This is a genomic window from Martinezella lusitana (genome assembly GCF_900094565.1).
Lineage (GTDB): Bacteria > Pseudomonadota > Alphaproteobacteria > Rhizobiales > Rhizobiaceae > Rhizobium > Rhizobium lusitanum.
The window spans coordinates 38113-64017 of sequence record NZ_FMAF01000008.1; the positions used below are offsets into that span (position 1 = coordinate 38113).

Annotated in this window: 25 protein-coding genes and 1 tRNA gene; 9 read left to right on the forward strand and 17 right to left on the reverse strand. The window is 61.1% G+C overall.

The genetic code is table 11. The features are described 5' to 3' along the window. The first annotated feature begins 168 nt into the window (after positions 1–168). A complete protein-coding gene (locus GA0061101_RS17985; protein ID WP_037203088.1) occupies positions 169–1866 on the forward strand; it encodes a long-chain fatty acid--CoA ligase in 1698 nt (565 codons plus the stop codon). A gap of 174 nt (positions 1867–2040) precedes the next feature. Then, the gene (gene pgi / locus GA0061101_RS17990; protein ID WP_047641062.1) at positions 2041–3666 is read left to right on the forward strand and encodes a glucose-6-phosphate isomerase; all 1626 of its coding nucleotides are present in this window, start codon (positions 2041–2043) and stop codon (positions 3664–3666) included. An 80-nt stretch (positions 3667–3746) separates the two neighbouring features. Here the strand turns inward: pgi and GA0061101_RS17995 are convergent, their stop codons facing one another. The 3 genes from GA0061101_RS17995 to GA0061101_RS18005 form a co-directional block, all read right to left on the reverse strand. Further along, positions 3747–4673 (reverse strand): carbohydrate kinase family protein, encoded by a 927-nt coding sequence (locus tag GA0061101_RS17995; RefSeq protein ID WP_037203086.1) that lies wholly within the window; start codon positions 4671–4673, stop codon positions 3747–3749. Positions 4674–4750: 77 nt separating this feature from the next. Further along, positions 4751–5449 carry an orotate phosphoribosyltransferase gene (locus GA0061101_RS18000; protein ID WP_037203084.1) on the reverse strand — a complete coding sequence of 233 codons (699 nt, stop codon included), beginning with the start codon at positions 5447–5449 and terminating at the stop codon, positions 4751–4753. 134 nt (positions 5450–5583) lie between these two features. After that, the gene (locus GA0061101_RS18005; protein ID WP_037203082.1) at positions 5584–6234 is read right to left on the reverse strand and encodes a TetR/AcrR family transcriptional regulator; all 651 of its coding nucleotides are present in this window, start codon (positions 6232–6234) and stop codon (positions 5584–5586) included. A gap of 99 nt (positions 6235–6333) precedes the next feature. Here GA0061101_RS18005 and GA0061101_RS41070 point away from each other — a divergent pair, with 99 nt between their 5' ends. Together GA0061101_RS41070 and GA0061101_RS18015 are read left to right on the forward strand one after the other, a co-directional pair. Beyond that, the gene (locus GA0061101_RS41070; RefSeq protein ID WP_037203081.1) at positions 6334–6606 is read left to right on the forward strand and encodes a hypothetical protein; all 273 of its coding nucleotides are present in this window, start codon (positions 6334–6336) and stop codon (positions 6604–6606) included. Further along, positions 6603–7082: an anthrone oxygenase family protein gene (locus GA0061101_RS18015; protein WP_037203080.1), complete on the forward strand. Its 480-nt coding sequence runs from the start codon at positions 6603–6605 to the stop codon at positions 7080–7082. Before GA0061101_RS41070 ends, GA0061101_RS18015 begins: the two co-directional genes overlap by 4 nt. Before the next feature lie 40 nt (positions 7083–7122). Here GA0061101_RS18015 and GA0061101_RS18020 read toward each other — a convergent pair whose 3' ends face one another. The 6 genes from GA0061101_RS18020 to GA0061101_RS18045 form a co-directional block, all read right to left on the reverse strand. Next, the gene (locus GA0061101_RS18020) at positions 7123–8274 is read right to left on the reverse strand and encodes a GGDEF domain-containing protein (protein ID WP_037203078.1); all 1152 of its coding nucleotides are present in this window, start codon (positions 8272–8274) and stop codon (positions 7123–7125) included. A 202-nt stretch (positions 8275–8476) separates the two neighbouring features. After that, a complete protein-coding gene (gene pyrC, locus GA0061101_RS18025; RefSeq protein WP_037203331.1) occupies positions 8477–9517 on the reverse strand; it encodes a dihydroorotase in 1041 nt (346 codons plus the stop codon). Between the two features lie 143 nt (positions 9518–9660). Beyond that, positions 9661–10293: a nucleoside triphosphate hydrolase gene (locus tag GA0061101_RS18030; RefSeq protein WP_037203077.1), complete on the reverse strand. Its 633-nt coding sequence runs from the start codon at positions 10291–10293 to the stop codon at positions 9661–9663. Then, positions 10290–11099 carry an ATP-binding cassette domain-containing protein gene (locus GA0061101_RS18035; RefSeq protein ID WP_173410348.1) on the reverse strand — a complete coding sequence of 270 codons (810 nt, stop codon included), beginning with the start codon at positions 11097–11099 and terminating at the stop codon, positions 10290–10292. Before GA0061101_RS18035 ends, GA0061101_RS18030 begins: the two co-directional genes overlap by 4 nt. Next, positions 11075–12139, reverse strand: a complete 1065-nt coding sequence (locus tag GA0061101_RS18040; protein ID WP_037203076.1) for an ABC transporter permease — start codon at positions 12137–12139, stop codon at positions 11075–11077. The genes GA0061101_RS18035 and GA0061101_RS18040 overlap by 25 nt, the downstream gene beginning before the upstream one ends. 176 nt (positions 12140–12315) lie before the next feature. Then, complete coding sequence (locus tag GA0061101_RS18045; RefSeq protein WP_037203075.1) at positions 12316–13341, reverse strand: sugar ABC transporter substrate-binding protein; 1026 nt, start codon at positions 13339–13341, stop codon at positions 12316–12318. A gap of 252 nt (positions 13342–13593) precedes the next feature. On the opposite strand from GA0061101_RS18045, the gene GA0061101_RS18050 reads away from it, so the two are divergent. Together GA0061101_RS18050 and GA0061101_RS18055 are read left to right on the forward strand one after the other, a co-directional pair. Beyond that, the gene (locus GA0061101_RS18050; RefSeq protein WP_037203074.1) at positions 13594–14841 is read left to right on the forward strand and encodes an ROK family transcriptional regulator; all 1248 of its coding nucleotides are present in this window, start codon (positions 13594–13596) and stop codon (positions 14839–14841) included. Next, positions 14825–15259 (forward strand): RbsD/FucU family protein, encoded by a 435-nt coding sequence (locus GA0061101_RS18055; RefSeq protein WP_047556392.1) that lies wholly within the window; start codon positions 14825–14827, stop codon positions 15257–15259. The genes GA0061101_RS18050 and GA0061101_RS18055 overlap by 17 nt, the downstream gene beginning before the upstream one ends. A gap of 205 nt (positions 15260–15464) precedes the next feature. On the opposite strand, the gene GA0061101_RS18060 is transcribed toward GA0061101_RS18055, so the two are convergent. From GA0061101_RS18060 to GA0061101_RS18095, 6 genes are all read right to left on the reverse strand, one after another. Next, positions 15465–16502 carry a 4-hydroxyproline epimerase gene (locus GA0061101_RS18060; protein WP_037203072.1) on the reverse strand — a complete coding sequence of 346 codons (1038 nt, stop codon included), beginning with the start codon at positions 16500–16502 and terminating at the stop codon, positions 15465–15467. A gap of 33 nt (positions 16503–16535) precedes the next feature. Beyond that, a complete protein-coding gene (locus tag GA0061101_RS18065; RefSeq protein WP_037203071.1) occupies positions 16536–17783 on the reverse strand; it encodes an NAD(P)/FAD-dependent oxidoreductase in 1248 nt (415 codons plus the stop codon). Positions 17784–17908: 125 nt separating this feature from the next. After that, positions 17909–19201 (reverse strand): alpha/beta hydrolase, encoded by a 1293-nt coding sequence (locus GA0061101_RS18070; RefSeq protein ID WP_425350002.1) that lies wholly within the window; start codon positions 19199–19201, stop codon positions 17909–17911. A gap of 596 nt (positions 19202–19797) precedes the next feature. Then, positions 19798–20679 (reverse strand): aldo/keto reductase, encoded by an 882-nt coding sequence (locus tag GA0061101_RS18080; RefSeq protein ID WP_047641065.1) that lies wholly within the window; start codon positions 20677–20679, stop codon positions 19798–19800. A 245-nt stretch (positions 20680–20924) separates the two neighbouring features. Then, positions 20925–21572 carry a TetR family transcriptional regulator gene (locus GA0061101_RS18090; RefSeq protein ID WP_092574396.1) on the reverse strand — a complete coding sequence of 216 codons (648 nt, stop codon included), beginning with the start codon at positions 21570–21572 and terminating at the stop codon, positions 20925–20927. A gap of 11 nt (positions 21573–21583) precedes the next feature. Further along, on the reverse strand, positions 21584–22243 hold the full coding sequence (locus tag GA0061101_RS18095) for a class I SAM-dependent methyltransferase (protein ID WP_092574515.1): 660 nt from the start codon (positions 22241–22243) through the stop codon (positions 21584–21586). A gap of 228 nt (positions 22244–22471) precedes the next feature. Between GA0061101_RS18095 and GA0061101_RS18100 the strand changes: the two genes are divergently transcribed. Next, positions 22472–22969, forward strand: coding sequence for an SDR family NAD(P)-dependent oxidoreductase (locus GA0061101_RS18100; RefSeq protein WP_245297498.1), 498 nt, complete (start codon positions 22472–22474; stop codon positions 22967–22969). Positions 22970–23062: 93 nt separating this feature from the next. On the opposite strand, the gene GA0061101_RS18105 is transcribed toward GA0061101_RS18100, so the two are convergent. Further along, a complete protein-coding gene (locus GA0061101_RS18105) occupies positions 23063–23527 on the reverse strand; it encodes a BA14K family protein (RefSeq protein ID WP_092574398.1) in 465 nt (154 codons plus the stop codon). A gap of 145 nt (positions 23528–23672) precedes the next feature. Here GA0061101_RS18105 and GA0061101_RS18110 point away from each other — a divergent pair, with 145 nt between their 5' ends. Together GA0061101_RS18110 and GA0061101_RS18115 are read left to right on the forward strand one after the other, a co-directional pair. Then, entirely contained in the window at positions 23673–24122 is a 450-nt protein-coding gene (locus GA0061101_RS18110) for a MarR family winged helix-turn-helix transcriptional regulator (protein WP_092574400.1), read from the forward strand. Further along, positions 24119–25675, forward strand: coding sequence for an MDR family MFS transporter (locus GA0061101_RS18115; RefSeq protein WP_092574402.1), 1557 nt, complete (start codon positions 24119–24121; stop codon positions 25673–25675). Before GA0061101_RS18110 ends, GA0061101_RS18115 begins: the two co-directional genes overlap by 4 nt. A gap of 128 nt (positions 25676–25803) precedes the next feature. Here GA0061101_RS18115 and GA0061101_RS18120 read toward each other — a convergent pair. Further along, positions 25804–25880, reverse strand: a tRNA-Arg gene (locus GA0061101_RS18120). Between the last annotated feature and the right edge of the window lie 25 nt (positions 25881–25905).

A 25905-nucleotide genomic window follows, 5' to 3' on the forward strand; every position in this document is an offset into this window, starting at 1 on the left:
GTTTACGTCAAGGTTATTATAGCTTTCATCGCGCTCGGATGATTTAGTTGCGAGCGAAAGCTGCGACGATATGAAAAGCGGGAGACTTTTCCGTCGCGCGGTGACACTTTACATAACCGCCGCCCAAGCGGCGGGGCGTGGTGATGATGCGTAGAGGAGGAAGTGCGCATGAATTCAGTCTCCGCTCCTTCGGATAGACCGCAAGTCAAAAAAATATGGCTTGCTTCCTATCCGGACATAGTACCGGCCGAACTGCCGCCGCTGGAGCATACATCACTCGTCGCACTGCTGGAGGAAAGCTGCGCGCGCTACGCCGACCGGCTCGCCTTCACCAGCATGGGCAAATCGATCACCTATCGCGACCTCGATACGCAAACGCGCAAGATCGCCGCCTGGCTGCAAAGCCTCGGCCTTCAGAAGGGCGATCGTGTCGCCGTCATGATGCCGAACGTGCTGCAAAATCCGGTCACCACCTACGGCATACTTCGCGCCGGCCTCGTCGTCGTCAACGTCAATCCGCTCTATATGCCGCGTGAACTCGAGCACCAGCTGCGCGATTGCGGCGCGAAGGCGATCTTCGTCCTCGAGAATTTCGCCCATACGGTGGAGCAGGTCCTGGCGCATACGGATGTGCGCCATGTCGTCGTCACCGCCCTCGGCGACATGCTAGGCGTGAAGGGCCATATCGTCAATTTCATCGTCCGCAAGGTGAAGAAGCTGGTACCGGCCTGGTCCATCCCCGGCCATCGCAATTTCAAGGCCGTGATCGCCGAAGGGGCGCGCCTGCCGCTGAAGCCTTCCGAACTCTCCGGCAGCGACATCGCGTTTCTGCAATATACCGGCGGCACGACCGGCGTTGCCAAGGGTGCGATACTGACGCATACCAATCTGCTCGCCAACCAGCTGCAATTGCTGCTCTGGCTGCAGTCCGCCTATATCAACAAGCCGCGGCCCGAGCAGCTGACCTTCGTCTGCGCGCTGCCGCTCTATCACATCTTCGCATTGACGGTGAACTCGCTGATGGGCATGTCGATCGGCGGCCATAACGTGCTGATTGCCAATCCGCGCGATATACCGGGCTTCATCAAGGAGCTTGGCAAATACAAGTTCGACATGTTCCCCGGCCTGAACACGTTGTTCAACGCCCTGATGAACAATCCCGAGTTCATCAAGCTCGACCTGTCGCACACTGCGACGCTGGCTGGTGGCATGGCGGTGCAGCGGCCTGTGGCCGAACGTTGGCAGAAGATGACGGGCGCCTGGATCACCGAAGGTTACGGTCTTTCCGAGACGTCGCCGGTCGCGAGCGCCAACCGCTTCGACAGCTCCGAATTCTCCGGAACGATCGGCCTGCCTATATCAGGCACCGATTTCGATATTCGCGACGAGAACGGCAATTCGCTGCCGCTCGGCGAGGTCGGTGAAATCTGCATCCGTGGACCGCAGGTCATGGCCGGCTATTGGAAGCAGCCGGCCGAAACTGCGCGGGTGATGACATCGGACGGTTTCTTCCGCAGCGGCGACATGGGCTTCATGGACGAGCGCGGCTATACGAAGATCGTGGACCGCAAGAAGGACATGATCCTGGTCTCGGGCTTCAACGTCTATCCGAACGAGATCGAGGAGGTCGCCGCCATGCATCCGGGCGTTCTCGAGGCGGCAGCGATCGGCGTTCCGGACCCGCATTCCGGCGAAGCGGTGAAGCTCTTCATCGTCAAGAAGGATCCGGCACTGACCGAGGCCGATATCAAGGCGCATTGCGCCGCCAACCTCACCAACTACAAGCGCCCGCGCTTCATCGAATTCCGTGCGGAGCTGCCCAAATCGAATGTCGGCAAGATCCTGCGCAAGGAGTTGCGCGGCTGACATAATTCCATGCCATTCAGGAGGCTGCTCGTCCTAATCCGCGAGCGGCCTTTTTTCGTTTTGGACGATACGTGAACTTGATTTACGCCCTACATAGGGAATAGTTTCCGCGACCAAACTCAAAGCGCCCGGCCCCGTCTGACGGCAAGCGGCGCGAACCGCAAGGAGCCTCCCATGAACGCCCTCGTCGATCAATTGAAGAGCACCGCATCGGCAACGAAGGCCACGGATATCCGCGCCGCCTTTGCCGCCGATCCCAAACGCTACTCCCGCTTCAACGCTTCGTTCGACGATCTGCTGATGGACTATTCCAAGACCGCGGTGAACGACGATATCCTCGTCCTTCTCGAAAAGCTCGCGGCTGAAGGCGGCATTGCGGCCAAGCGCGAAGAGATGTTCTCGGGCGTCGCCATCAACTTCACCGAAAACCGCGCCGTGCTGCACACAGCGCTTCGCAACCGCTCCAACACGCCCGTGCTGGTCGACGGCAAGGATGTCATGCCTGATGTCAACGCGGTGCTGGCGGCCATGGGCAAGTTTGCCGACGGCATCCGCTCCGGCGCGCTGAAGGGCTCGACCGGCAAGGCGATCACCGACGTCATCAATATCGGCATCGGCGGCTCCGATCTCGGCCCGGTCATGGCGACGCTGGCGCTGGCGCCTTTCCATGACGGTCCGCGCTCGCACTTCGTCTCGAACATCGACAGCGCGCACATCGCCGACATTCTGAAGCTCGTTAAGCCGGAAACGACGCTGTTCATCGTCGCCTCGAAGACCTTCACCACGATCGAAACGATGACGAATGCCCAGACGGCGCGCAAGTTCATCGCCGATGCGCTCGGCGAAGCCGCCGTGCAGCACCACTTCGCCGCCGTTTCGACGGCGCTCGACAAGGTCGCCGCCTTCGGCATCGACAGCCAGCGCGTCTTCGGCTTCTGGGATTGGGTCGGCGGCCGCTACTCGATCTGGTCGGCCATCGGCCTGCCGCTGATGATCGCCGTCGGCCCCGAAAACTTCGGCAAGTTCCTCGACGGCGCGCATGCGATGGACAACCATTTCCGCAAGGCGCCGTTCAAGGAAAACCTGCCGATGCTGCTCGGCCTCATCGGCTTCTACCATCGCAACGTGCTCGGCTATCCGACGCGCGCCATCCTGCCCTATGACCAGCGCCTGTCGCGCTTCCCGGCCTACCTCCAGCAGCTCGACATGGAATCGAACGGCAAGGGCGTCACCATCGACGGCACGCCGGTCGAAGGCAATTCCGGCCCGGTCGTCTGGGGCGAGCCCGGCACCAACGGCCAGCACGCCTTCTACCAGCTGATCCACCAGGGCACGAGCGTCATCCCGGCCGAATTCATGATCGCCGCCAACGGTTTCGAGTCGGAGCTGCGCCACCAGCATCAGCTGCTGATGGCCAATTGCCTGGCGCAGTCGGAAGCATTGATGAAGGGCCGCACCTTCGAGGAGGCCAAGGCGCAGCTCACCTCCAAGGGCATGGACGACAAGAAGGCCGATTTCATCGCGCCGCACCGCGTCTTCACCGGCAACCGCCCGTCGATCACCTTCGTCTACGACAAGCTGACGCCATTCGCTCTTGGCCGCCTGATCGCGCTCTACGAACACCGCGTCTTCGTCGAAGGCGTGCTGTTCCGCATCAACTCCTTCGACCAGTGGGGCGTCGAGCTCGGCAAGGAACTGGCAACCGGTCTGCTGCCTGTCATCGAAGGCAAGGAAAGCGCTGCCGGCCACGATTCCTCGACACAGGGGCTGGTGGCCGCGCTGGCGAGCCGCGCGAAGTAATATTCTCCATCGTAAACGAAAGAGCCCGCCTGAAACATCAGGCGGGCTCTTTTATTGGAAGCCTTGAAATTCGAGCGAGCTCAGAGCCCGATCTCATGCGCCCAAGGCGGGTTTGCGCCGGCGCGCGATACGGTAACTGCCGCAGCCTTGGCGCCCAAAGCCAGGGCATGCTGCAATGCCTTCTCATCGAGCGCGGCAACCTGCGCCTTGGTCAGCAGGCCATTCATCTTCAGCGACGCCAGGATGCCTGCGTCGAAGGTGTCGCCTGCCCCGACCGTATCAACGACGGTGACGCGCTCGCTCGGCACGGAAACCTTCAGCGACTTCGTGTAGCCCGTCGCGCCCTCGGCACCCTTGGTGACGACGACCAGCTTGGCGCCCTGGTTCAGCCAATGCGCAGCCAGCTCATCGTGATTGCCAGCAATGCCGAACCATTCCAGGTCCTCGTCAGAGAATTTCAGGATATCGGACATGGCGGCCATGCGGCTGATGCGGCCCATATGCGCCTGCTTGTCCTTGATGAACCCCGGGCGGATGTTCGGATCGAGCGAGATGACCCGGCTTTGATATTCGCGCTTCATCAGCGCCTCGTAGGTCTCGCCGCACGGGTTGGGGATCAGGCTGATTGCACCGAAATGCAGGGCTTCGCAATCATCGCCGAGGGTCGGCAGGTCGGCTTCGGTGATCATGCGACCGGCAGAGCCCTCATCGTAGAAGGCATAGGTAGCCTGGCCGTTGACGAGCTTGACGAAAGCGATCGTGCTCGGACGGGGAGCGATGGCACAATAGCTGTAATCCACCTTGGCGGCCGCAAGTGTCTCGCGCAGGATATCGCCCATCATGTCGTCGGCGATGCCGGTGAAGAAACCCGTGGGAACGCCGAGGCGGCCGAGCGCAATCGCGGTGTTGAAGATCGCGCCGCCGGCATAGGGGGCAAAGCCCTTTTCGCCCTGCGTCGTCTCCCGCGGCAGCATATCGATCAAAGCTTCGCCACAGCACAATATCATTCCGACCTCCCAAAGAGCGCGTCTGTCATGTCCAGTCTCATAAATCGATTAGATAAATTCATGGCAAAAGCAAAGCATCACTTTTTGGGAAGCTCCGAAACGCCGCCATTCCGTCCCGACCAGGCAAGCGGCGCGTTGAGAAAGGCTTCGACTTCCTCGAGCGTCTTGTCGTCGAACAGGTTCTGTTCCCTGGCGACAGCAAGCACATCCCGCCAGGTGGCGATATGATGCAGGCGGACCTTGCCGTTGGCAAACCGCTCCTCGGCTTCGGGGAAGATATCATAATAGAACAGCGCCATGCCGTGCTCGACGATGCCGCCGGCGGCGCGGATGGCATCGATGAAGGTGAACATGCTGCCGCCGGCCGTCGTCAGGTCCTCGATGACGAGCACGCGGGCGCCGTCGGGCATATGGCCTTCGATCTGCGAATTACGGCCATGGCCCTTCGGCTGCTTGCGGACATAGATCATCGGCAGGTTCAGCCGCTCGGCCAGGAAGGCAGCGAAGGGAATGCCAGCGGTCTCGCCGCCGGCGACGCAATCGAACTGCTCGAAGCCGGCATTGCGGACGATGAGGCTGGCGGCGAAATCCATGACCGTCGAGCGGATGCGCGGATAGGAGATCAGCTTGCGGCAATCGATATAGACCGGGCTCGCCATGCCGGAAGCCAGCCTGTAGGGCTTGTCGGCGCTGAAATGCACCGCCTTGATCTCCCAAAGCATCCTGGCCACCAACTCAGCCATGACGGCGCGATCGGAAAAAGTCATCTGGGTCATGCGGGCCTCCTTCGCAGCTGGAATGTTTCAGCGGCAATAGCAGCTAGCGCCAGCGGTTTCCAGACGAATAGACGGTTTTGCGTGCATCCGCCATCGGCATGGCCGGATTGCCAACATGCGGCAGTTTGGAGCGTCTAGCGGACTGCGCCGAGATCGGCAGGCAGCATCGCCTTGAACAGCGCAATCGCCCTGTCGCCCTCTTCCCTCTCGATCGAGATCGCATAGCGAACCGCGGCTGCGACCAGCTGCATGGTCAATCGAGCGATCCGTGCGAGTTCCATATGATCGCGCTCCGGCCAGAGACGTTGAAGGACGGCAAAAAAGGCCTGCGAATGCCACTCCATGTCCTCGGCATCGACCTGCTGCAGCAGCTTGTCCGCCTGGGTGGCGTGCCAGATATCTCGCATCACGGGCTCGCCGAGAAACATGGCGTAGTAGCCGTCGATAATGCGGCCAAGCCCGGCCTGGAGGTCGCCGGCGCTTTTTATCGCCGCCAGCTCGTCCTCGACGCATTGGCGCCCCTGCTCGTTGAAGCGTTCGGCCAGGACGCGGATGATCGCTGTTTTATCAGGAAAATATTGATAGAGCGAGCCGAAGGACACATCCGCCTTCTCGACGATTTCTCCCATGCGCAGCGCATCGCTGCCATTCCTAGCGATCAGCTCCGTCGCCACGGCCAATATGCGCTCGACGCGTTCGCGGCCACGCTGCTGGCTGGGGATGCGACGCGGCGTTCCTGCCTCATCCTTGCTGCGCCTGCGTCTCGCAACCGGTTCCTGCACCATCTCATTCCTCGTTCGTCACTGTTGACAGACAATATAAGAGAGTTTATCACATTTCACAAATGAGAGAGTTTATCACATTTTGAACTGGAGGAGTTCGATATGCAGATCTCAACTGTCGCCATCATCGGCGGATTGGGAAAAACCGGCGGCCGCGTCGCCGACTGCCTTGAGCCCCTTCCCGCTGAGATGACCGCCTTTGGGTTGCCACGAGAAACGACCGATCTCCCTCATGAACTCTTCACGCAGGTTCTGGACGGGCGCAATTCGCACTTTGCGGATGGCGTTAGACAGATCCTAGGGAGGCAGCCGAAGGATTTTTCCGTTTATGCCCGCGAAACCGCCGCAACCGGCATCTGGAGTATCCAGTCATGACCTTTCCGATCACCAATATCGCCCTTATCATCGCGGCGCTCAGCAGCGGCCTCCTCGCCGGCGTTTACTTCGCCTTCTCGACATTCATCATGCAGGCCTTTGCCCGCCTTCCCGCCGACCAGGGGATCGCTGCCATGCAATCGATCAACACGACGATCGTGCGCTCGCCCTTCATCGTGCTGTTTCTGCTGACGGCCGCGCTGTCGGTGTTCGTTGCTATCATGGCGATCCTCTATTGGCGTGATGGTATCAGCATGCTGATGCTGACAGGCGCGGTGCTCTATATCGTCGCGAGCTTTCTTTCGACCATACTGTTCAACGTGCCGTTGAACGACGCACTGGACAAGGTCGATGGCCATACGGCGGAGGGCGCGCAACTATGGTCGACCTATCTCAGCGATTGGACGCGATGGAACCATGTGCGCGCGGTGGCATCGCTACTTGCAGCTTGCGCCTTCGTGCGAGCCCTGTTCTGATCAGTCGCGGTATGACAGGGCTTTTTATCGAAATGATCGATTAAACTGCGTGCAGATAGGCCGCGACCTCGACACGGTTGCGGCCGTTGCGCTTCGCCTCGTAGAGCGCCTTGTCGGCTGCGCGAAGGACATCATCGAAACCGACCCCTTCGACCGTGCCGGTCGCGACACCCGCGCTGACCGTGCAGGTCAAGTATTTGTCGTCAATGCTGATTGTTCGTGCCGCAAAAGCATCGCGCACCCGTTCGGCGACCTGCTCGGCGCGGCCGGGCAGCGTATTGTCGAGCACAAGCGCAAACTCCTCGCCGCCGAGCCGAGCCACCGTGTCCGAAGCGCGCAAGCCCGCGGATAGGTCCTGACCGAAAAATTTGAGCACGAGATCGCCGGCCGCGTGCCCATGCTGATCGTTGATCGTCTTGAAGCGATCGATGTCGAAGACGATGACAGCCATCGACGGACCGAAGGAGCGGCCCCCATGGAGATCGAAAAGCGCGCGGCGGTTCAGCAGTCCGGTCAGCGCATCGGTGATCGCCTCCTGCCGGTGCAGCGCGGCCTGACGCCATTGATGCAGAGCAAGCGACAGCGCGCCGATCCCGGTCATTCCGGCAATGCAGACGGCAAGGCTGAAATCCTCCGCCCAATTATCAGGCGCATGGCCAAGCACGAGCTTACCGTCCGCGATCAACATAGCCGCGCAAAGTGCAAAGGAGATCGCGGTCAATGTGTAAAGCGCGGTAATGCCATAGAGCGGCGTGGGTGCCTCATGGCGGCTCAGCCAATATTCACGCGCCGTCAACAGCAAGAGCAGGCTGATGACGACGTTCTCACCGATGAAAGCCAGACCGTCATAACCGACAAGCATGGCAGACACCGACACCGCGATACCGGGGAGGCAACCAAGCAAGAAGCGAATTTTCGAAAGGCGGCGGGTGCGAAACTGGTGACCGGCCACCCAGACCGTCGCGAAACCGATGAAAAGCAACACAAAAGTCAGAACGGCGAAAATCGGCCGCGGCCTGTCGACATAGGCGCCATATATGAAAATGCCACCCACGATAGGCACCAGGCCGGCAGAGCACGTCAGCAGAAAAGTATCAGGCCGGCGAGAAAACCAGCTTCCCACCAATGTGACCGCTAGGCAGGTCGCGGAGACGCCGAGGGCGAGAAGGAGGGAATTGTAATCGACCAGCATCGTGCTCTTTCGACGGTCTCATCATTACCGTGGAGGGATCAATGACACGCTAGCCCTCAAGGGGTATCGAATTGGTTACGGCAAATAATAAAGAAAATACATTTCAATAAAATATACGTCTCATTTAGTGGCAAGACACGAATACTTTGACGCCAATATCACCCGTTAAATTCATTATTGCTTATATTCACCGAACCTAAAATCAGGATTCAACGTCCCAATGTAACGGGAACATCGGGTCAAAAACAGTGACCGGACCGGCCCCGGTCTCGATCTTCGACGGGAATGTCACGGCATCGGGCCGGCGCACCAAGGTGATGCTGTCTTCATTGACAGGCAGTCCATACCAGGCCGGCCCGTTCAGCGAGGCAAAGGCCTCCAGCCTGTCCAGCGCATTCTCCTGCTCGAAGACATGCGCGAGGCAACTCATCGTGTTGATCGAAGTATAGATGCCGGCGCAGCCGCAGGCGCATTCCTTCAGCGGATCGACATGCGGCGCCGAATCCGTGCCGAGGAAGAACCTGATGTCGCCGCTCGTGGCGGCCGCGCGCAGCGCCAGGCGGTGGCTTTCCCGCTTGGCGACAGGCAGGCAATAGTAATGCGGACGAATGCCGCCGACGAGGATGGCGTTGCGGTTGATGATCAGATGATGCGTCGTGATGGAGCCGGCGAGATTGGCCTTTGCCGATTTGATGTAATTCACGCCGTCCGATGTCGTCACATGCTCCATCGTCACCTTCAACTCCGGCAGGCGCTTTCGCAACGGATCGAGCACGGTCTCGATGAACACGGCCTCGCGGTCGAAAATATCCACCTCCGGCGTCGTCACCTCGCCATGGACGCAGAGCGGCAGGCCGACCTTCGCCATGCGCTCCAATACCGGCATTGCATTGTCGAGATTGCGCACGCCGCCATGGGAATTGGTCGTAGCACCTGCTGGATAAAGCTTGACGGCCGTAATCAGGCCACTCGTCTTGCCCTCTTCGACATCGTCAGGGCTGGTATGTTCGGTGAGATAGAGCGTCATCAGCGGCTGGAAGCGGTCGCCGGCCGGCAAAGCCTTGAGGATGCGTTCACGATAGGCGGTCGCATCCGCCGTGGTCACGACCGGCGGCACGAGATTGGGCATGATGATGGCGCGGGCAAAATGCCTGGAGGTATCGCCGATCACGCCTTCGAGCATTGCTCCATCTCGCAGATGCAGATGCCAGTCATCGGGACGGCGGATGGAGAGCTTTTGCATGGACACGACCTCTGGAAATGTAAGCACGATCTCGTCCGAAAACGCTTCACATTTTTCGGGATCATGCTTTGGGCTATCGCGCTTCGATAGCACCAACCGCCACCGCAAAACAATCCGCGACGGCGGTTAAATGACGGCCAGGTTCAGTCTTGCACGATGTCGATGGTGACATCGGCCGGGCGGCGGTTCTCCAGGATCAGCCGGCCATTCGGCAGATCGTTGCCATAGACCTTGGCGCGGGCGGCCTCGTCGTCGAGATCATAGCCCTTCCAACGCTCCCAGAGCCGCTGCTCCAGAACCTCCATCGGCGGCGCCAGCATGATCGAATAGTCGAACATGCCCTCAAGCTCCGCCCATTTTCCCTGACTGAACAGCAGATAGTTTCCCTCGATCACGATGAACCGGTGATCCGGCGAAACGACGCGGGCCGATGCGATGGCAATCTCGCGAGAGCGGTCGAAGACCGGCACGAGCACCTCCTGATCGGCAGCCCGCACGGCCCTGACGATATCGAGAAAGGCGCGCACGTCGAAGCTCTCTGGCACGCCCTTCCGCTTCAAAAGCCCCTTTTCGATCAGGACGGCGTTGTCCATGTGGAAGCCGTCCATCGGCAGAACCTCGGCGCTTTCGCCTTTGGCCTTCAACGCCTTGACGACGTTATCCGCCAATGTCGATTTGCCGGCGCCGGGTGGGCCGGCAATCGCCACCAGGATGCGTTTTGCGTCGCCGGCGCGCGCAATGATGTCGCCGGCAACGTCTTCGAGCGCAACACTCATGCAGCGACAGTCTCCGCCGGCGGAGCCTTGGCCCCGGTCATGAAGGCAACCGCATCCGACATGGTATAGTCCTTGGGGTTGATGACGGTCAGACGGCGTCCGAGGCGATGGATATGGATGCGGTCCGCCACCTCAAAGACGTGAGGCATATTGTGCGAGATCAGCACGATCGGCAAGCCGCGAGCCCGCACGTCGAGGATGAGTTCGAGCACCTTGCGGCTTTCCTTGACGCCGAGTGCCGCCGTCGGTTCGTCCATGATGACGACCTTCGAGCCGAAGGCGGCGGCACGCGCCACGGCCACGCCCTGACGCTGGCCGCCGGAGAGCGTTTCCACCGCCTGATTGATGTTCTGGATCGTCATCAGGCCAAGCTCGGTGAGCTTGTCGCGGGCGCGCTTTTCCATCGCCGGCCGGTCGAGCATGCGGAACCAGGAGCCGAGGATGCCGGGCTTGCGGATCTCGCGACCGAGGAACATGTTGTCCGCAATCGAGAGCGCCGGCGACAGCGCCAGGTTCTGATAGACCGTTTCGATGCCGGCCTCGCGCGCTTCCATCGGCGACCTGAAATGGACAGGCTTGCCTTCCAGCCTGATCTCACCTTCATCGGGCGTGACCGCGCCGGAAATCGCCTTGATCAGCGAGGATTTTCCGGCGCCGTTGTCGCCGATGACGGCAAGAATTTCGCCGGGATAGAGATCGAAATCGGCATTGTCGAGCGCGGTCACGCGTCCATAGCGCTTGACGAGGCCACGCGCGGTGAGAAGGGGTTCGCCAGTCGTGGTCATGCCGATACCTTTCTGATCCATTGATCGATCGCGACGGCGCCGATGATCAGCACGCCCGTCAGGAGGACCTTCCACTGCGGATCGGCTCCGAGCATGTTAAGGCCCATGGAGACCACGCCGACGATCATCGCGCCGAACAGCGTGCCGAGGATCGAGCCACGGCCGCCGAAGAGCGAGATGCCGCCGATCACGGTCGCGGTAATTGCCTGAAGATTGAAATCCGTCACAGCCGAAGAAGGCGAGACCGAGCCGTTACGGCCAATCGAAACCCAGGCGGCAAAGGCCGCGATCAGTCCCGAAACGCCGTAGACAGCGAGCAGCACCTTCTTGGTCTGGATGCCCGACAATTTCGCCGCTTCCGGATCATCGCCGACAGCATAGACATGCCGGCCCCAGGCGGTGTGATTGAGAATATACCATAGGCCCAGCACCAGGAGCACCATGGCGATGACACCGAGGGTCAGCACCGCACCACCGAGCCGGAAGCTGATGGCAAAGAAATGCAGCAGCGGCGCCTGTTCATCGACATCGGTATCGCGGATGGTTTCATTGGCCGAATAGATGAAATTCGTCGCCATGACGATATTCCACGTACCGAGCGTCACGATGAACGGCGGCAGCTTCATGTTGGCGACAAGGAAACCGTTGAGCAATCCACAGAGACCGCCCACGATCATGCCTGCCAAGATGGCGACAGGCGTCGGCAGGCCATAAGTGACGGCGACGTTGCCCATGACGACGGAGGAAATGACCATGATGACGCCGATCGACAGATCGATGCCGGCAGTCAGGATAACCAGCGTCTGCGCCGCGCCGAGAATGCCGACAATGGCGATCTGCTGCAGGATCAGCGTCAATGTGTAGGCGGAGAAGAAACGCCCGCCGATGGCAAAGCCGAAGATGATGATTGCCATCACCAATACGATCAACGGCACGGCGGCCGGTGTCGAATGCAAGAAATGCTGCATGCGTTTGAGAAGAGAGACATCCTGGTGCTCGAACGAGGCAACATTTTTGTCGCTGCCGTCGAGAACACGCTCGAATTCCTGTGCTCCGGTCATTGTATTCCTCCGCTGCCGCGCCGAATTATACGCGGAAACCGCCGGCTGTTGAAACCGGCCGAAGCGAGAGCCCGGCCGGCGTTGATGTCAGGAAGGTGATCGCAAATCCAAGGACCGCTTCAGCGAAAAGTGTGAAGCCGTTTTCGGATAAGATCACGCCAAGTTCAGGATGAGGCTTAGCCCCAGCACTTGGCGGTGCCTTCCTTGGTGTCGATCGACTTCAGGCCAGGGACCGGCCTGTCCGTTACCAGCGAAACGCCGGTATCGAAGAAGGACTTGCCTTCGGTCGGCTTCGGCTTTGCGCCGGTGTCAGCGAACTTCTTGATCGCCTCGACGCCGAGGGCAGCCATCATCAGCGGATATTGCTGCGACGTCGCGCCGATCACGCCTTCCTTGACGGACTTGACGCCCGGGCAACCGCCGTCAACGGACACGATCAGAACCTGCTTTTCCAAGCCGACGGCCTTCAGGGCCTGGTAGGCGCCGACGGCAGCCGGTTCGTTGATGGTGTGGATGACGTTGATGCTCGAATTCTTCTGCAGGAGGTTTTCCATGGCCTTGCGGCCACCTTCCTCATTGCCGTTGGTGACGTCATGGCCGACGATACGTGGATCGGTTTCGTCGCCGATCTTGTTCGGATCCTTCGGGTCAATGCCGAAGCCGATCATGAAGCCCTGGTCGCGCAGCACGTCGACGGAAGGCTGCGACGGCGTCAGATCCAGGAAGCCGACCTTGGCGTCCTTCACCTTGTCGCCCAGCGTTTCCTTCGCCCACTGACCGATGAGCTTGCCAGCAAGAAGATTGTCGGTGGCGAAGGTCGCATCGGCGGCGTCAGCCGGCTCCAGCGGCGTGTCTAGCGCAATGACCAGCAGGCCCGCATCGCGTGCCTTCTTGACCGAGGAAACGATACCCTTGGTATCGGAAGCGGCGATCAGAATGCCCTTCGCGCCATCGGCGATGCAGCTTTCGATCGCGGCGACCTGGCTTTCGCTGTCACCATCGATCTTGCCGGCATAGGACTTCAGCGTCACGCCGAGTTCCTTCGCCTTGGCGGTCGCGCCTTCCTTCATCTTGACGAAGAAAGGATTGGTGTCGGTCTTGGTGATGAGGCAGGCGGATACGCCAGCGGCCTTGGCCGGCACTGCAAAGGCGACGCCGATCGCCAGAGCGGCGAGCGCGGCGGAGATAACAGATTTTTTCATTCAATCCTCCCGATGTTTGAAAAGCCGGACCCTCCGGCAGTCACAGGCTCAATCCGAACCCGATTTAAAGATGCGCCATGCCTGTCAGATTGTTTCCGGTGGACCTCCTCCAAGGTCATATGCACATCCTCGACGGCCCATATCTGAGCCTAAAGATTTCTCCCTGTCAATAAATAAATCGGATTGAATTATTAATTGGATGTGGCATTCTGCCGAAAAATAAGGCATGGCCATGGTGGAAGGAGCAGCCCCATGTCTCTCGTGCACGACCCGGAGGACACACCCACAGCACCTGTGATTCTCGACCCCAGCGGGGGCGCGAACCAGATTGGTGTGCGCGCCCATAACGAGCGGCTCGTGCTGTCGCTGGTGCGTCGCCATGGGGCGCTGTCGAAAGCGGATATCGCCCGACGCAGCGGCCTTTCGGCGCAGACCGTTTCCGTCATCATGCGGGAACTGGAGAAGGATGGGCTGCTCTCACGAGACGCGCCGGTGCGCGGCCGCGTCGGACAGCCATCCATCCCCATGCGGCTCAATCCCGATGCGGTGCTCTCCTTCGGCGTCAAGATCGGCCGCCGCAGTGCCGATCTGGTGCTGATGGATTTCGTCGGTAGCATCAGGATGCAGCTTCATCAGATCTACCCTTATCCGTTGCCGCAGGACATCCTCTCCTTCGTCACGGCCAGCATCCAGGAGCTCGAGGGGCGGCTCAGCAACGAAGAGCGGCGGAAAATTGCCGGGATCGGCATCGCCGCGCCGTTCGAATTGTGGAACTGGGCGGAACAGGTGGGTGCGCCGGCCGGAGCGATGGACGTATGGCGCGGCTTCAACCTGCAGACAGAGATCGCCTCGCGCGTTGCCTACCCCGTCTTCCTGCAGAACGACGCCACCAGCGCTTGCGGCGCCGAGCTCGTCTTCGGCGTCGGCTCGCATTATCCGGATTTCGTTTATTTCTTCATCGGCTCCTTCCTCGGCGGCGGCATCGTCCTCAATTCCTCGATTTTCGTCGGGCGAACAGGCACGGCCGGCGCGCTCGGCCCGCTGCCCGTGCGTGGCCGCAACGGCGAGAACCGCCAGCTTCTGGAAATCGCCTCGATCTTCGTGCTCGAAAACCTGTTGAAGGATCACGGCTTCGACCCGCGTCCGCTCTGGTACTCGGCCAACGACTGGGTCGATTTCGGCGAGCCTTTGGAAATCTGGATTCAGGACACGGCCAAGGCGCTGGCGCAGGCGATCGTCGCATGCGCCTCGGTCATCGATTTCAGCGCCGCCGTCATCGACGGCGGCTTTCCACATTGGGTGCGGGAACGCGTGGTGCGCGCAACCATCAAGGCCGCTTCGGAGCTGGACTTGCAGGGCGTCGTCATGCCCGACATTATCGAAGGCGCGGTCGGGCCGCAGGCACGTGCCATCGGCGGCGCCAGCCTGCCGATCTTCGCCCGCTACCTCATCGACCAGAACGTCCTCTTCAAGGAGATAGAGCATGCTGAAGGGCATTGACCCGCTGTTGAGCCCCGAGCTTTTGGCGACCCTACGCGCCATGGGCCACGGCGACGAGATAGCCCTCGTGGACGGCAATTATCCCGGCCTCGAACACGGGCGCCGCCTCATCCGCCTCGACGGCCACGGCGTCATTCGCGTGCTTGACGCCGTGCTCAGCGTCCTGCCGATCGACGATTTCGTGCCGCAGGCGATCTTCCGGGCGACCGTCCGCCAGGATCGCGACGCAGTCGATCCCGTCCATGCCGAAATGATCGAGTGCTGCGCGCGGCACGTGCCCGACATCAAGGTCGTGCCATTGCTGCCGGCGGAGTTCTACGAGCGCGTCAAACAGGCGCACGCGCTGATACAGACCAGTGAGCCCAGGCTCTATGGCAATATCATCCTGCGCAAGGGCGTAATTTATCCGAAGGGATAGCGAGGCCCCTCGCCCAAAGCCCCTCATCTGGCCTATCGGCCACCTTCTCCCCGCACGCGGGGCGAAGGAGATGGGCGCACCCACAGCCTTCTTTCCGGCCAATTGCTCTGACGAGACTTAGAAGTAGTCCCCTCTCCTCGTCGAGACGGGGAGAGGGTTAGGGGCAAAACTCTCTATGCGAACGGAACCGATTCCTTGTCCGCCCTTAAATATCGCCCGCCGAAGGCCCCCAGACATCCGTCATCGCAAAGCCCTCTGCCATCGGATCGAAGGGATCGAGCGCGACCTGGCTCAAGCCGAAGGTGAAGCCCCGGCCGGTGATGGTGGGGATGATGGCCGGTTTGCCGGCAACTTCGGTCACCGCCTGCAGGCCCACCTCGAACTCCGAACCGATGATCGAGCGGGACTTGAAGACATCGCCGACCTTGGCCTTGCCGCGCGCATGCAGCGTCGCCAGATTAGCGGAATTGCCGGTGCCACAGGGCGAGCGATCAGCGCGGCCTGGCCACATGGTCGTGCATGTGCGGATGGCGCCATCGGCATCGATGTCACGGAACATCACATAGGCGACGCCGGAGATCGCCGGGATTTCCGGATGGACGACCAACATGGTGCGGTTGATCAAGTCCTTGAGGATCATGCCCGCCTGAACGAGCGATGCGGCATTGGCCTTCTCGATCGTCAGGCCGATCTGGCCGACATCGACGAGCCCATAGAAAATACCGCCGTAGCAGAGGTCGAGCTTGATCCTGCCCCATTGCGGCGTGTCGATCTCGACATCCAGCTCATGCACGAAGGAGGGCACCATGGTCAGCCGCACCTTCTCGCAGCGGCCGTCGCGGCAGGTGGCGGTTGCCCTGACCAGACCGGCGGCGGTTTCGAGCGTCACCACCGTTTCCGGCTCCTTCATCTCGACGATGCCGGATTCAAGCAGTGCCGTGGTCACGCAGATGGAATTGGAGCCGGAGCTTGCATGCGCCTGATCGGGCTGCAGGATGATGAAGGCGGCATCGGCATCGGGATGCTTGGCCGGCAGCAGCAGGTTGACGGAACCGATCGGCGCGCCGCGCGGCTCCAGCACCAGGAAGCGACGCAACTCCTCGCCCTTCGGATCGGAGTTCAGCCAATGCAATTGCTCGGCAATGCTGTTGCCGGGAATCTTCGGCACGCCGCCGATGGCAACCCGGCCGATCTCGCCCTCGCAATGAACGTCCAGCAACTGGATCGTGCGTTTCCATCTCATATCGTTTGCTCCAATCCGGACATCGGTCTTGTCCTAGTAGCGGTTGATGCGGAACGGCGTCATATCGACAGCAGGGGCGATGCCGGTCATCATATCGGCCATCAGCCGCGCTGTCGTCGCCGAAAAGGTCAGCCCGAGATGACCGTGGCCGGTCGCGTACCAGACACCCGGGACACGCGACGAAGGCGAGATGATCGGGATCGTATCCGGCAATGCCGGGCGATGACCCATCCAATCCTTGGCATCTTCCACCTGCAATCCGGGCAACGCTCTTTGGGCGTGACGAACGAGAATGCGGGGACGGCGATAATCCGGCGGCGCATCGAGGCCAGCCAGCTCGACGTTGCCGCCGACGCGGATGCCGCCGGCCGTGGGCGTCACCATGAAGGCGCGACGCGGCCAGATGATGGAATAGCGCATGGCGATGCCGGGCTTCATGATCTGTGTGTGATAGCCTCTTTCGGTCTCCAGCGGGATCGGCTCGCCGAGGGCCGAGGCGATGAAGCGCGTGCGCACGCCGGCGGCCAGCACGACATCATTGGCTTGAAGCCGGGTTCCATTCTCGAACAGCACAGCCACGTCGCCGTCCGACTGACGCTCTACGGTTCGCACCGCGCCGGAGACGAAGGTCGCACCAAGAGCCTTTGCCGCCTCCATCAGCGTGAGTACCAGCTTATACGGATCGCGGATGGATTTGTTATCCGGCAGCAGCACGGCCTTGGCGATGGAGGGAGATAAAGCCGGTTCGTGATCGCGGATTTCCGCGCCGGCGAGAACCTTGTATTCCATGCCATAGCGCTGCATCAGCTCGAGGTGCGCGCGGTCGCCGGCAAATTCCGCTTCGGTCTCGTAAATCGAGAGGCACCCCTCCTCTGTCATCAGGTCAGGCGCGCCAGCGGCGGCGAGCATCGCCCTGAAATCGGAAAGGGCATGACGCGAGAGGCTCATGCCGGCATCCTCGATTTCGCGGAGCCGCGACGGGCGACCGGCGGCGACGAAACGCAGAAACCACGGCAGCATTCTCAGAGCGTAGGAGGGCCTGAGCCACACAGGCCCTTCCGGATCCAGCAGCCAGCCCGGAATCTTCGACCAGGTGGAGGGGCCGGAACCGGCGGCAAAATCGAGCGCGATGCTTGCCATATTGCCGAAGGAGGTGCCCTCCCCCGGCCCCGCCTTGTCCACCAATGTCACCTGCCGGCCACGCCGCTGCAATTCCAACGCGATCGCCGCGCCGATGACGCCGGCGCCGACAATGATGACCGTACGCTTGTTTTCGCCCATGCCGAAAGCCTACCCACAAAGTGCCGCCATGTCCGATATGGCGCGACTCTGTGATATATCAGATCAAGCAGACTGGCTATGGAGTTTCGAAAGGCGCTCGAAGTCTCTGGCGTGTGGCTGGGGCTTTACTGCCCCAATGCCTCTCCGACATTGCTGCCCGTCGCTTGCACGCTATCGCCGACGGAACCGATGGTATTGCCGGCGGAGGCACCGACGCGGCGCAATTGCTCACCATAGTTCGCGCGCGTTCGGGGGTCGAAGATGGCGATCGGGGCGCTGACGGCAGCGCCAGCCACGCTGCCGACGGTCTGGGCGGCACCCATGGCAACCGCGCCGACGGCATCGCCGATACCAACATCGGAATCAGTGATCGTCTGGCCAGCAATCAGCCGGGCGCCGATCAGCTTCACCACTTCGGGGCTCTCGGCGAACTTGCCGTGATTCAAGCTGTCGCCGGTCTTGAGCTTGGTGAGATCGAGCACGGTGATCCCCTGCTTTTCCAGCTCGCTGCGATAGGGCTCGGCTGCGGGATCGATCTGGCCCAAGCGATCGATACTGCCGGAAATGCGCCGTGACAGCGATAGTGCCCGGTCATCACGCGAGACGAACAGCGTGAAATGCGGCCTGTCCTTGCCAAGTGCTGCAAACTGCCCGCCAAAGACATCGACGTCGAGATCGGGCGAAGCGAGAATGACATTCTTGATCTTCGGCGCGACGCGACCGTTGCGGATCGCCATTTGCCTGAGGGATTCGACCGCAAGCCAGCTGCCCATTGAATGCGCCATGACCGTGATGTCGCCGACGGAAGGATCCGCGGCGACGCGGCGCAGCAGCTCCTCCAGAGAGTCGCGGGAATAGTTGGTGCTTTCCTTGTCATAGGCATAGTCGAAAATGCTGGCTCGCGACGGCCAGGTGAAAACGATCGGGGCGACTTCGGCGTGCGAATCGTGGACGATCTGGGCGAAACGATAGACCGCGTCCTCATAGCGGTTGTTGAAACCATGCACGAAGATCAGCACCCGCTTATCCTTCGGCAGTTCCCCATGCAGCCAGGCTCGCCCGTCCGCTTCGGTCGGTATCGGCTTGACGGCGGTCGTCACGAAATTCTTCAGGGGATTGCCTGGCAGGCGGCTCGGCCATTGCACCTGGCCGACCTTGCGATTGGCTTCCGGCGGGATCGAGACGCTGACCGCATCCACCTTCAGCCCGGGACCGCGTTCGCCCGAAAACAGGATTGCCGGATCCTTGTCCGGCAAGCGCGTGGTGGCGACCAGCAGGTCGACCCTCGATGTCCCCGGAACACTTTCACTGATCGGTTGCATGACCCCGATCGGACGACCACAGGCCGCGAGTGACAGCGTCACGGCGACGGCGACAGTCCGGAGAAGCACGCTTCCCCATCGGCCCGAACCTGCCACGCGCTGCATCATGCAACCTCTTCCTATGCCTGAATGTCGCGCCACTCTACGCATCGATGCCTTCGGCGCAAGCGACTCAGGCCGTTCTTGGCCATATGATGCGACGCTAATTCGCGCAGCATTGCAAAGGCGCAACGCCATGATCGAGGCCGGCATGTCACTGATGACAGAAGAAAAAAAGAGCCCGACGCGGGAGGAGGATGCATCGGGCTCTTGATCCGGATTGGCAACTGGGAGGAGGAGGAGTGTTGCCAATCAATGAAGGAGCGCTGGGAGGAGGAGGTGCGCTGCCTTCGATGAAATAAATAAAACGCCGGCGGGGACCTGAACAGATTGGCTTTCGCAATGCAGCAATGCACCAAGTGCATTGCTTTTGTTCGCATATGCCGAAAATGCCGCATAGCACTGATAATCAGGGTATTTACCGCCTATTTTACAGCCGCCGAACGGCCGAGGACCGCGATTCACATGATCGTGATCATACATTTCGACATGCCATTCGAGGAAACTCTGTCCTGAAGCGGCGGAGATATCTCCGCCGCTTCACCTGCTTTCGATTCGCGGCTTCGGCCTTGTTCGCCGAAGCTGGGAGGGTCTCAAGCCGTCTTGAATGCTTTCCGGCCCTCGGCGTCCAGAGCCGTGAATTCCTCGTCGGAGAGGACAATGTTGACGGCGGCGGTATTTTCTTCCAGGTGCTTGACCTTGCCCGTGCCGGGGATCGGCAGCATCACAGGGCTGCGCTTCAAAACCCAGGCAAGCGCAATCTGGCTCGGCGCGGCGCCATGCTTCTTGGCGATAGTGTCGAGAAGCGAGCCTTCCTTGGCGAGATCGCCCGCGGCAAGCGGGAACCAGGGGATGAAGCCGATATTGTGCTTCTCGCAATAATCGAGCACGTCTTCGCTGGTGCGATCGACGAGATTGTAGCGGTTCTGCACCGTCACCACCTTGAAATGCTTCGATGCGGCTTCGATGTCGGCGACGGAGACTTCGCTGAGGCCCGCATGGCGGACGATCCCGGCGTCGAGCAGAGATTTCACGGCGTCGAACTGTTCGGCCGCCGGCACCTTGGGATCGATGCGGTGAAGCTGCCAGAGATCGATCCGGTCGACACCGAGATTGCGCAGGCTCTTATGCGCCTGCTGGATCAGATATTCCGGGCGGCCGACGGGCACCCAGACGTCGGGGCCGGTTCGGGTCAATCCGGCCTTGGTGGCGACGACAAGGCCGTTGCCGTAGGGATGCAGTGCCTCCTTGATGAGACGTTCGGAAACGTCCGGGCCATAGGAATCAGCCGTGTCGATGAAGTTTATGCCGAGTTCCGGCAGGCGCTTCAGGGTGCGGATAGCTTCGTCATGGTTCTCCGGCTCGCCCCAGATACCGGACCCGGTAATGCGCATGGCACCGAAGCCGAGACGATGGACGGAGAGGTCGCCGCCGATCTTGAATTGACCGGACTTGGCTGCGTCGAAATCTGACATGGTTATAGTCCTTTTTGCTGGTCTGGAATGTATCTGGCTTTTTTTGGCATCCGAGCGGGCCGAGGCTTCTCGGGCAGGTCGAGCTTTTCGCGAGAGGGGAATAGGGTCGCGACCTGGAAAAGATGGGGCAGCAGGTTGGCATATGCAATGCGCACCCGCGTAACGAATTCATCCTTGCGCCATGCGGGCATCGACGCCGACCATTTCGGCGCAGCTGCCGGGCGGGCCGCTCGCGCGCAGCGGGATTACTGCGCGGGCACATGTCGGCGCGCTTGCGTACCCAGATCGGCAAGAGCTGTCCAAAGCTCGTCGAACATGCTGCGGGCGAATTCTTCAAGCGACATATCCCGCAGCCCCGCGCCCCAGCGTTCACCGCCGATGCGCAGCATGCTGACGACGGCTGACGACAGCAGGCTGAGGCGGAACCGCTCCTCATCGCCGCCACGGCAACGGGCATGCAGCGCATCCGCCAGCTTCCTCTCAAGCTTGGCATATTTCAATTGATCGCGGGCGCGAAGAGTGGGGGTATCGCGGATCAAGGCGGCGATGGCGAGATACTGCGGATCCGAGATAGCGTCGAGCAGCGCCGCATTGACAGCCGCCTCGATGACATCGACGATGGCCGCATCCTTGGGCTGAGCGGCGACCGCCTCGATCAACTCGCCAGAGAAACCATCCTGCCAGGCAGCGACCACATCTTCCTTGCTCGGGAAATAATCGAAGAAGCTGCGCTTGGACACATCGGCCGCCTCGGTGATGTCCTCGATCGTGGTGCCGTCAAAGCCGCGCTCCAGGAAAAGCCTCAGGGCGGCGGCTTCGATGCGCTCGCGAGTCTGGCGGCGCTTACGCTCGCGCCGGCCCTCCTTCACGACGACATCAGGCATATCCGCCATCTTACCCCCCGTCATGCACTTGCTTCGGGCCGCCTCATATCGGCCTTGCTGGCTTCGGGCGCGTAAGAGCCGCCGATCGAGATCTCCAGCGGATTCTGCCGTGATATCCTGTAGACACCGGCCGGCGGAATATTGCGCACCGTGCCGCCGATGCGTGTCCCCTTCAGGCCGAGGCTTTCGAGGATTGGCCTCGGAATGGGGCAACGGGGACCGTAGGTGAATTGATAGAAGGCTCCACCCGGCTTCATTGTCTCGAAGGCTCCGCCGACAATGGCCACGATCTTGGCGGGCGGCATGGACAATAGCGGCAGGCCGCTGATCACAGCGCCGAAAGGCACATCCTCAAAGAGGCCGCACTGGCCAAGCTGCGCAGCATCCATCTGCACCACACGGGCCTCGGGAAAACGGCCGCGCAGCCGAACGGCAAACTCCTCGCCGAACTCGACAAGCGTCAGCGCGCTTTCCGGAATCCCGCGAGCCAGCAACGCGCGGGTGAAAACACCCGTGCCGGGGCCGAGTTCGAGGATCGGGCCGTCGAGCGGCTCGATCTCCTGAGTCATCAACCTGGCCAGGCGTTCACCCGAGGGCGCCACCGCCGCGACACGCATGGGATTGCTTACCCAGGAGCGGAAAAACCGCACAAAATCAGAGCATGAGGTCTTTGTCGTCATTCCGCGAATCCAATCTCCGGCTACGATAGCAAATATGGCGCGATCAGGGCCGAGCAGCATGGCATTTCGAAGGCACCCCACATCATTTGGCCATCGAGAACCGTTGATATGCAAGCACAATCCCGGATTTCTATTGCTGCATATTTTTAACAGATACAAACTTGCATCTAGTGCAATATACAAACAGATACAATAGGCGATGCCAAATCCCTCCACAGGCGTCCCGCAATGTCCGGCCGGACAGTGAAAGACATTCCCCCAAAGTCAGGCCGAATTGCAGTTATCACCGTTGCCAATAGCGGTATCGGCTACGAAGCCGCCAAGGCGCTGGTCGGCGCTGGCGTAAAGGTCATCATCGCCTCACCCAACGAGAGAAAGGGCGCCGAGGCGCTCGCCAAAATCCGCTCGGCAACATCCGGCGCAGACATTGCCTTCGAGATGCAGATGGGCGCCAACTATATCGGTCACTTCGCCTGGACGATGCGACTGCTGCCCACGGTTTTCGATGCCGACAACCCCCGTGTGGTCACCGTCAGCAGCCTGGCGCACCGCAGCGGCAGGATCAATTTCGAAGATCTGCAATGGCGGAAAAATTATGGGCTCGGCGTGCCTATTGCCAGTCGAAGCTGGCGACGCTGTTGTTCAGCCTGGAACTCGACCGCATCGCCGCCCATGCCCGCGATCCCGCCATCTGGCGGCGGCTTTGGGATGTCTCGGAGCAATTGACGGGATTGAAGATGCCTATCCCCGCAACCGCCTGAAAGATGTGCCTCTCCGCAAGAGCGGAGAGGGACTTCGCGCATTCAATTCACCGGCAACTCACTGGCTGACGCACTGCCGACGCGGACCATTGGTCGGCTGATAGGTATTGTCAGAAGCGCGATAGGTCTTGTACCGGCTCGCGCACCAGCGAACATGGGCGCTGCCGTGGGGCGGACGTGCGACGGCGCCGCCAACAATTGCGCCGGCGGTGAAGGCGGCCAGCGGATACCAGAAACCATCGTTATAGCGGCGATATCCCGGGCGGGCGTAGCGATAGCCGCGATGGCCATGCCAGTAGCCGCCGCGATAGTGCGGACGGTAATGTGGGCGATAGTGCGGGCGATAATGGGGACGGTGACGACGATATTGCACGTCGGTCACGCCGGCAGCCTGGCCGGTCGTCTGCAGGATTGCCGGCTGCACCATCGGCTGAATCGGCGCCGCAACGGCGGGATCAAATGATGTAACAGCAACCAGGGCACTTAAGGCGGTCACTGTCACGGTCGTCAGGAATCGTTTCACAGCTCTTCTCCTCCAGAGACGTAATCGGAACGAACAACGCGCAATGATTGAAAATGAATCATAATATTACCGCTTGCGCAAGTAAAAGACATTCAATAGTCATATAGATAGGAAGCCTACCTATCTACTGTTCGATTGAGACTCCATGATCAAACCCGACCGTCATCATGTGCTTGAAGAAGCACATGCGCTCGCCGAGGCGTTGCGCCCTGCTCTCCATCGCCTGTACCGGCAATTGCGGCGCGAGAGCGACGATCCCGGCCTTTCACCCCTGCATGCCCTGCTGCTCCTCGCCATCATGCGCGAACCGGGCATCGGCGTCGCCGAACTGGCCCGGATGGAGAAGCTGCGCGGGCCAACGATATCCGGACATGTGAAGACGATGGAGCGGGACGGTCTCATCACTCGCTCGGAGCCCGACCCGAGCGATCGGCGCCGCAATGGCCTGATCGCGACCGACAAAGGAGAAGAGCTGATACGGAGCATGAAACAAAAGCGGACCGACTGGCTTGCGTCCGAACTGGCCAAACTGTCGCCCGACGAGCGCGCTGCCATTCGCGCAGCGGTCGGGCCACTCGGGGAGATCGGGCAATGAGCGGCGAGCGTCTGAATGCAATTCCGCCATCGGCGCCGGCCGCGAGCGATCCGCCCGATCGTCGCGAGATCCGCGCCGTCATTCTCGGCCTGATGATCGTTCTCGGCCTTGGCGCCATCGACCAAAGCATCGTGGCGACGGCCTTGCCGCGCATCGTCAGCGATCTCGGCGGGCTGACGCATCTGTCGTGGGTCGTCAGCGCCTATGTGCTGGCGTCGACCAGCACCATGCCGCTCTATGGCAAGCTCAGCGACCAGTACGGCCGCAAGCCGATGATCTACGCGGCGATCCTGATCTTCCTGCTCGGCTCCGTACTGAGCGGCATGGCGCAGACGCTGATGCAACTCATCGTCTTCCGGGCCATCCAGGGCATCGGCGCGGGTGGATTGCTGCCGCTGGCGCAGATCATCATCGGCGACATCGTGCCGCCGGCAAGACGTGGGCGCAATCAGGGCTCGATCGCCGCTGTCTTCGCCGTGTGCAGCGTCATCGGCCCGATCACCGGCGGCGTCATCACCGATCTCTTGTCGTGGCACTGGATCTTCTACGTCAACCTGCCGATCGGCGCCGTTGCCCTCGTCATGATCGGCCGAGCACTCAAGAGGCCGCATCAGGCGCGCAGCCGCCGCATCGACTATCTCGGCGCTGTCTTGCTGACGGCCTGCACGACCAGCTTCCTGCTGGTGCTGGCGCTCGGCGGCAACGAATGGGCCTGGGATTCGCCTGAGATTTTCGGCCTGTCCGCGGCTGCCCTCATTCTCGGCGTTTGCTTCGTTCTCCATATCCGGCGGGAGCCAGAGCCGGTGCTGCCGCCGGATCTCTTCCGCAACCGGCTGTTCGTCGTCGCCTGCCTCGTGCTGGCATTGACCTTCATGGGCATGCTCGGGGCCAGCCTCTTCTTCCCGCTGTTCTTCCAGATGGTCATGGGTGTCAGCCCCTCGCATTCCGGCCTGCTGACCGGCCCGCTGATGGTCGGCGTCGTCATCTCGTCCATGGTCAATGGCCGCGTGCTGCTGCATCGCTTCGGACGCTACAAGCCGGCCCAGCTATTCGGTCTGAGCCTTGCGACGGTCGCCTTCGCTACGCTCGCCTGGGCGGCGGCCACCAGCCAGGGCTTCATGGTGATCGAGCCAGCCGTCTTCGCCCTCGGCCTCGGACTTGGACTTGTCATGCCCACCATGACGATCGCGGTGCAGAATGCCCTGCCCTTTGCGCATCGCGGCGTCGGCACGGCGACGCTCGCCTTCTTCCGCTCGCTCGGCGGCCTCATCGGCGTCACCGGCTCCGGCGCCATCCTCGCCTATCACGTACAGAACGCTGGCGCCGCCCTGGACGGTCTTCATATGTCGTCATTGACGGAGGCCGGCATGAAGCAACTTGCCACCACCTCCCCCGAAGCCCATGCCGCGGCCATAGCGCTCTACCGCCACGCCATTGCCATGACCTTTGCGACGGGAACGGCCATCGTCGCATTGGCGCTGGTCGCACTGCTGTTCCTGCCGGAATTGCCGTTGGCGACGGAGCATGGAGAGGAAACGGCGCGCCGGGGCTGATCGGCGCGCGGGAAAATTGCAGCCGCCGGGCGGCAAGCACGATCATCTGTCGCCCGGCGCGGGATACGCGCAAGCATTTGTGCCTGCGGTGCAGGCAGTCAGATCGCAAACTTATATAGAGATGAGAATGGCGCACCCGAAGAGATTCGAACTCCTGACCCCCAGATTCGTAGTCTGGTGCTCTATCCAGCTGAGCTACGGGTGCGTGGCCGAAACGGAAGAAACCGTTG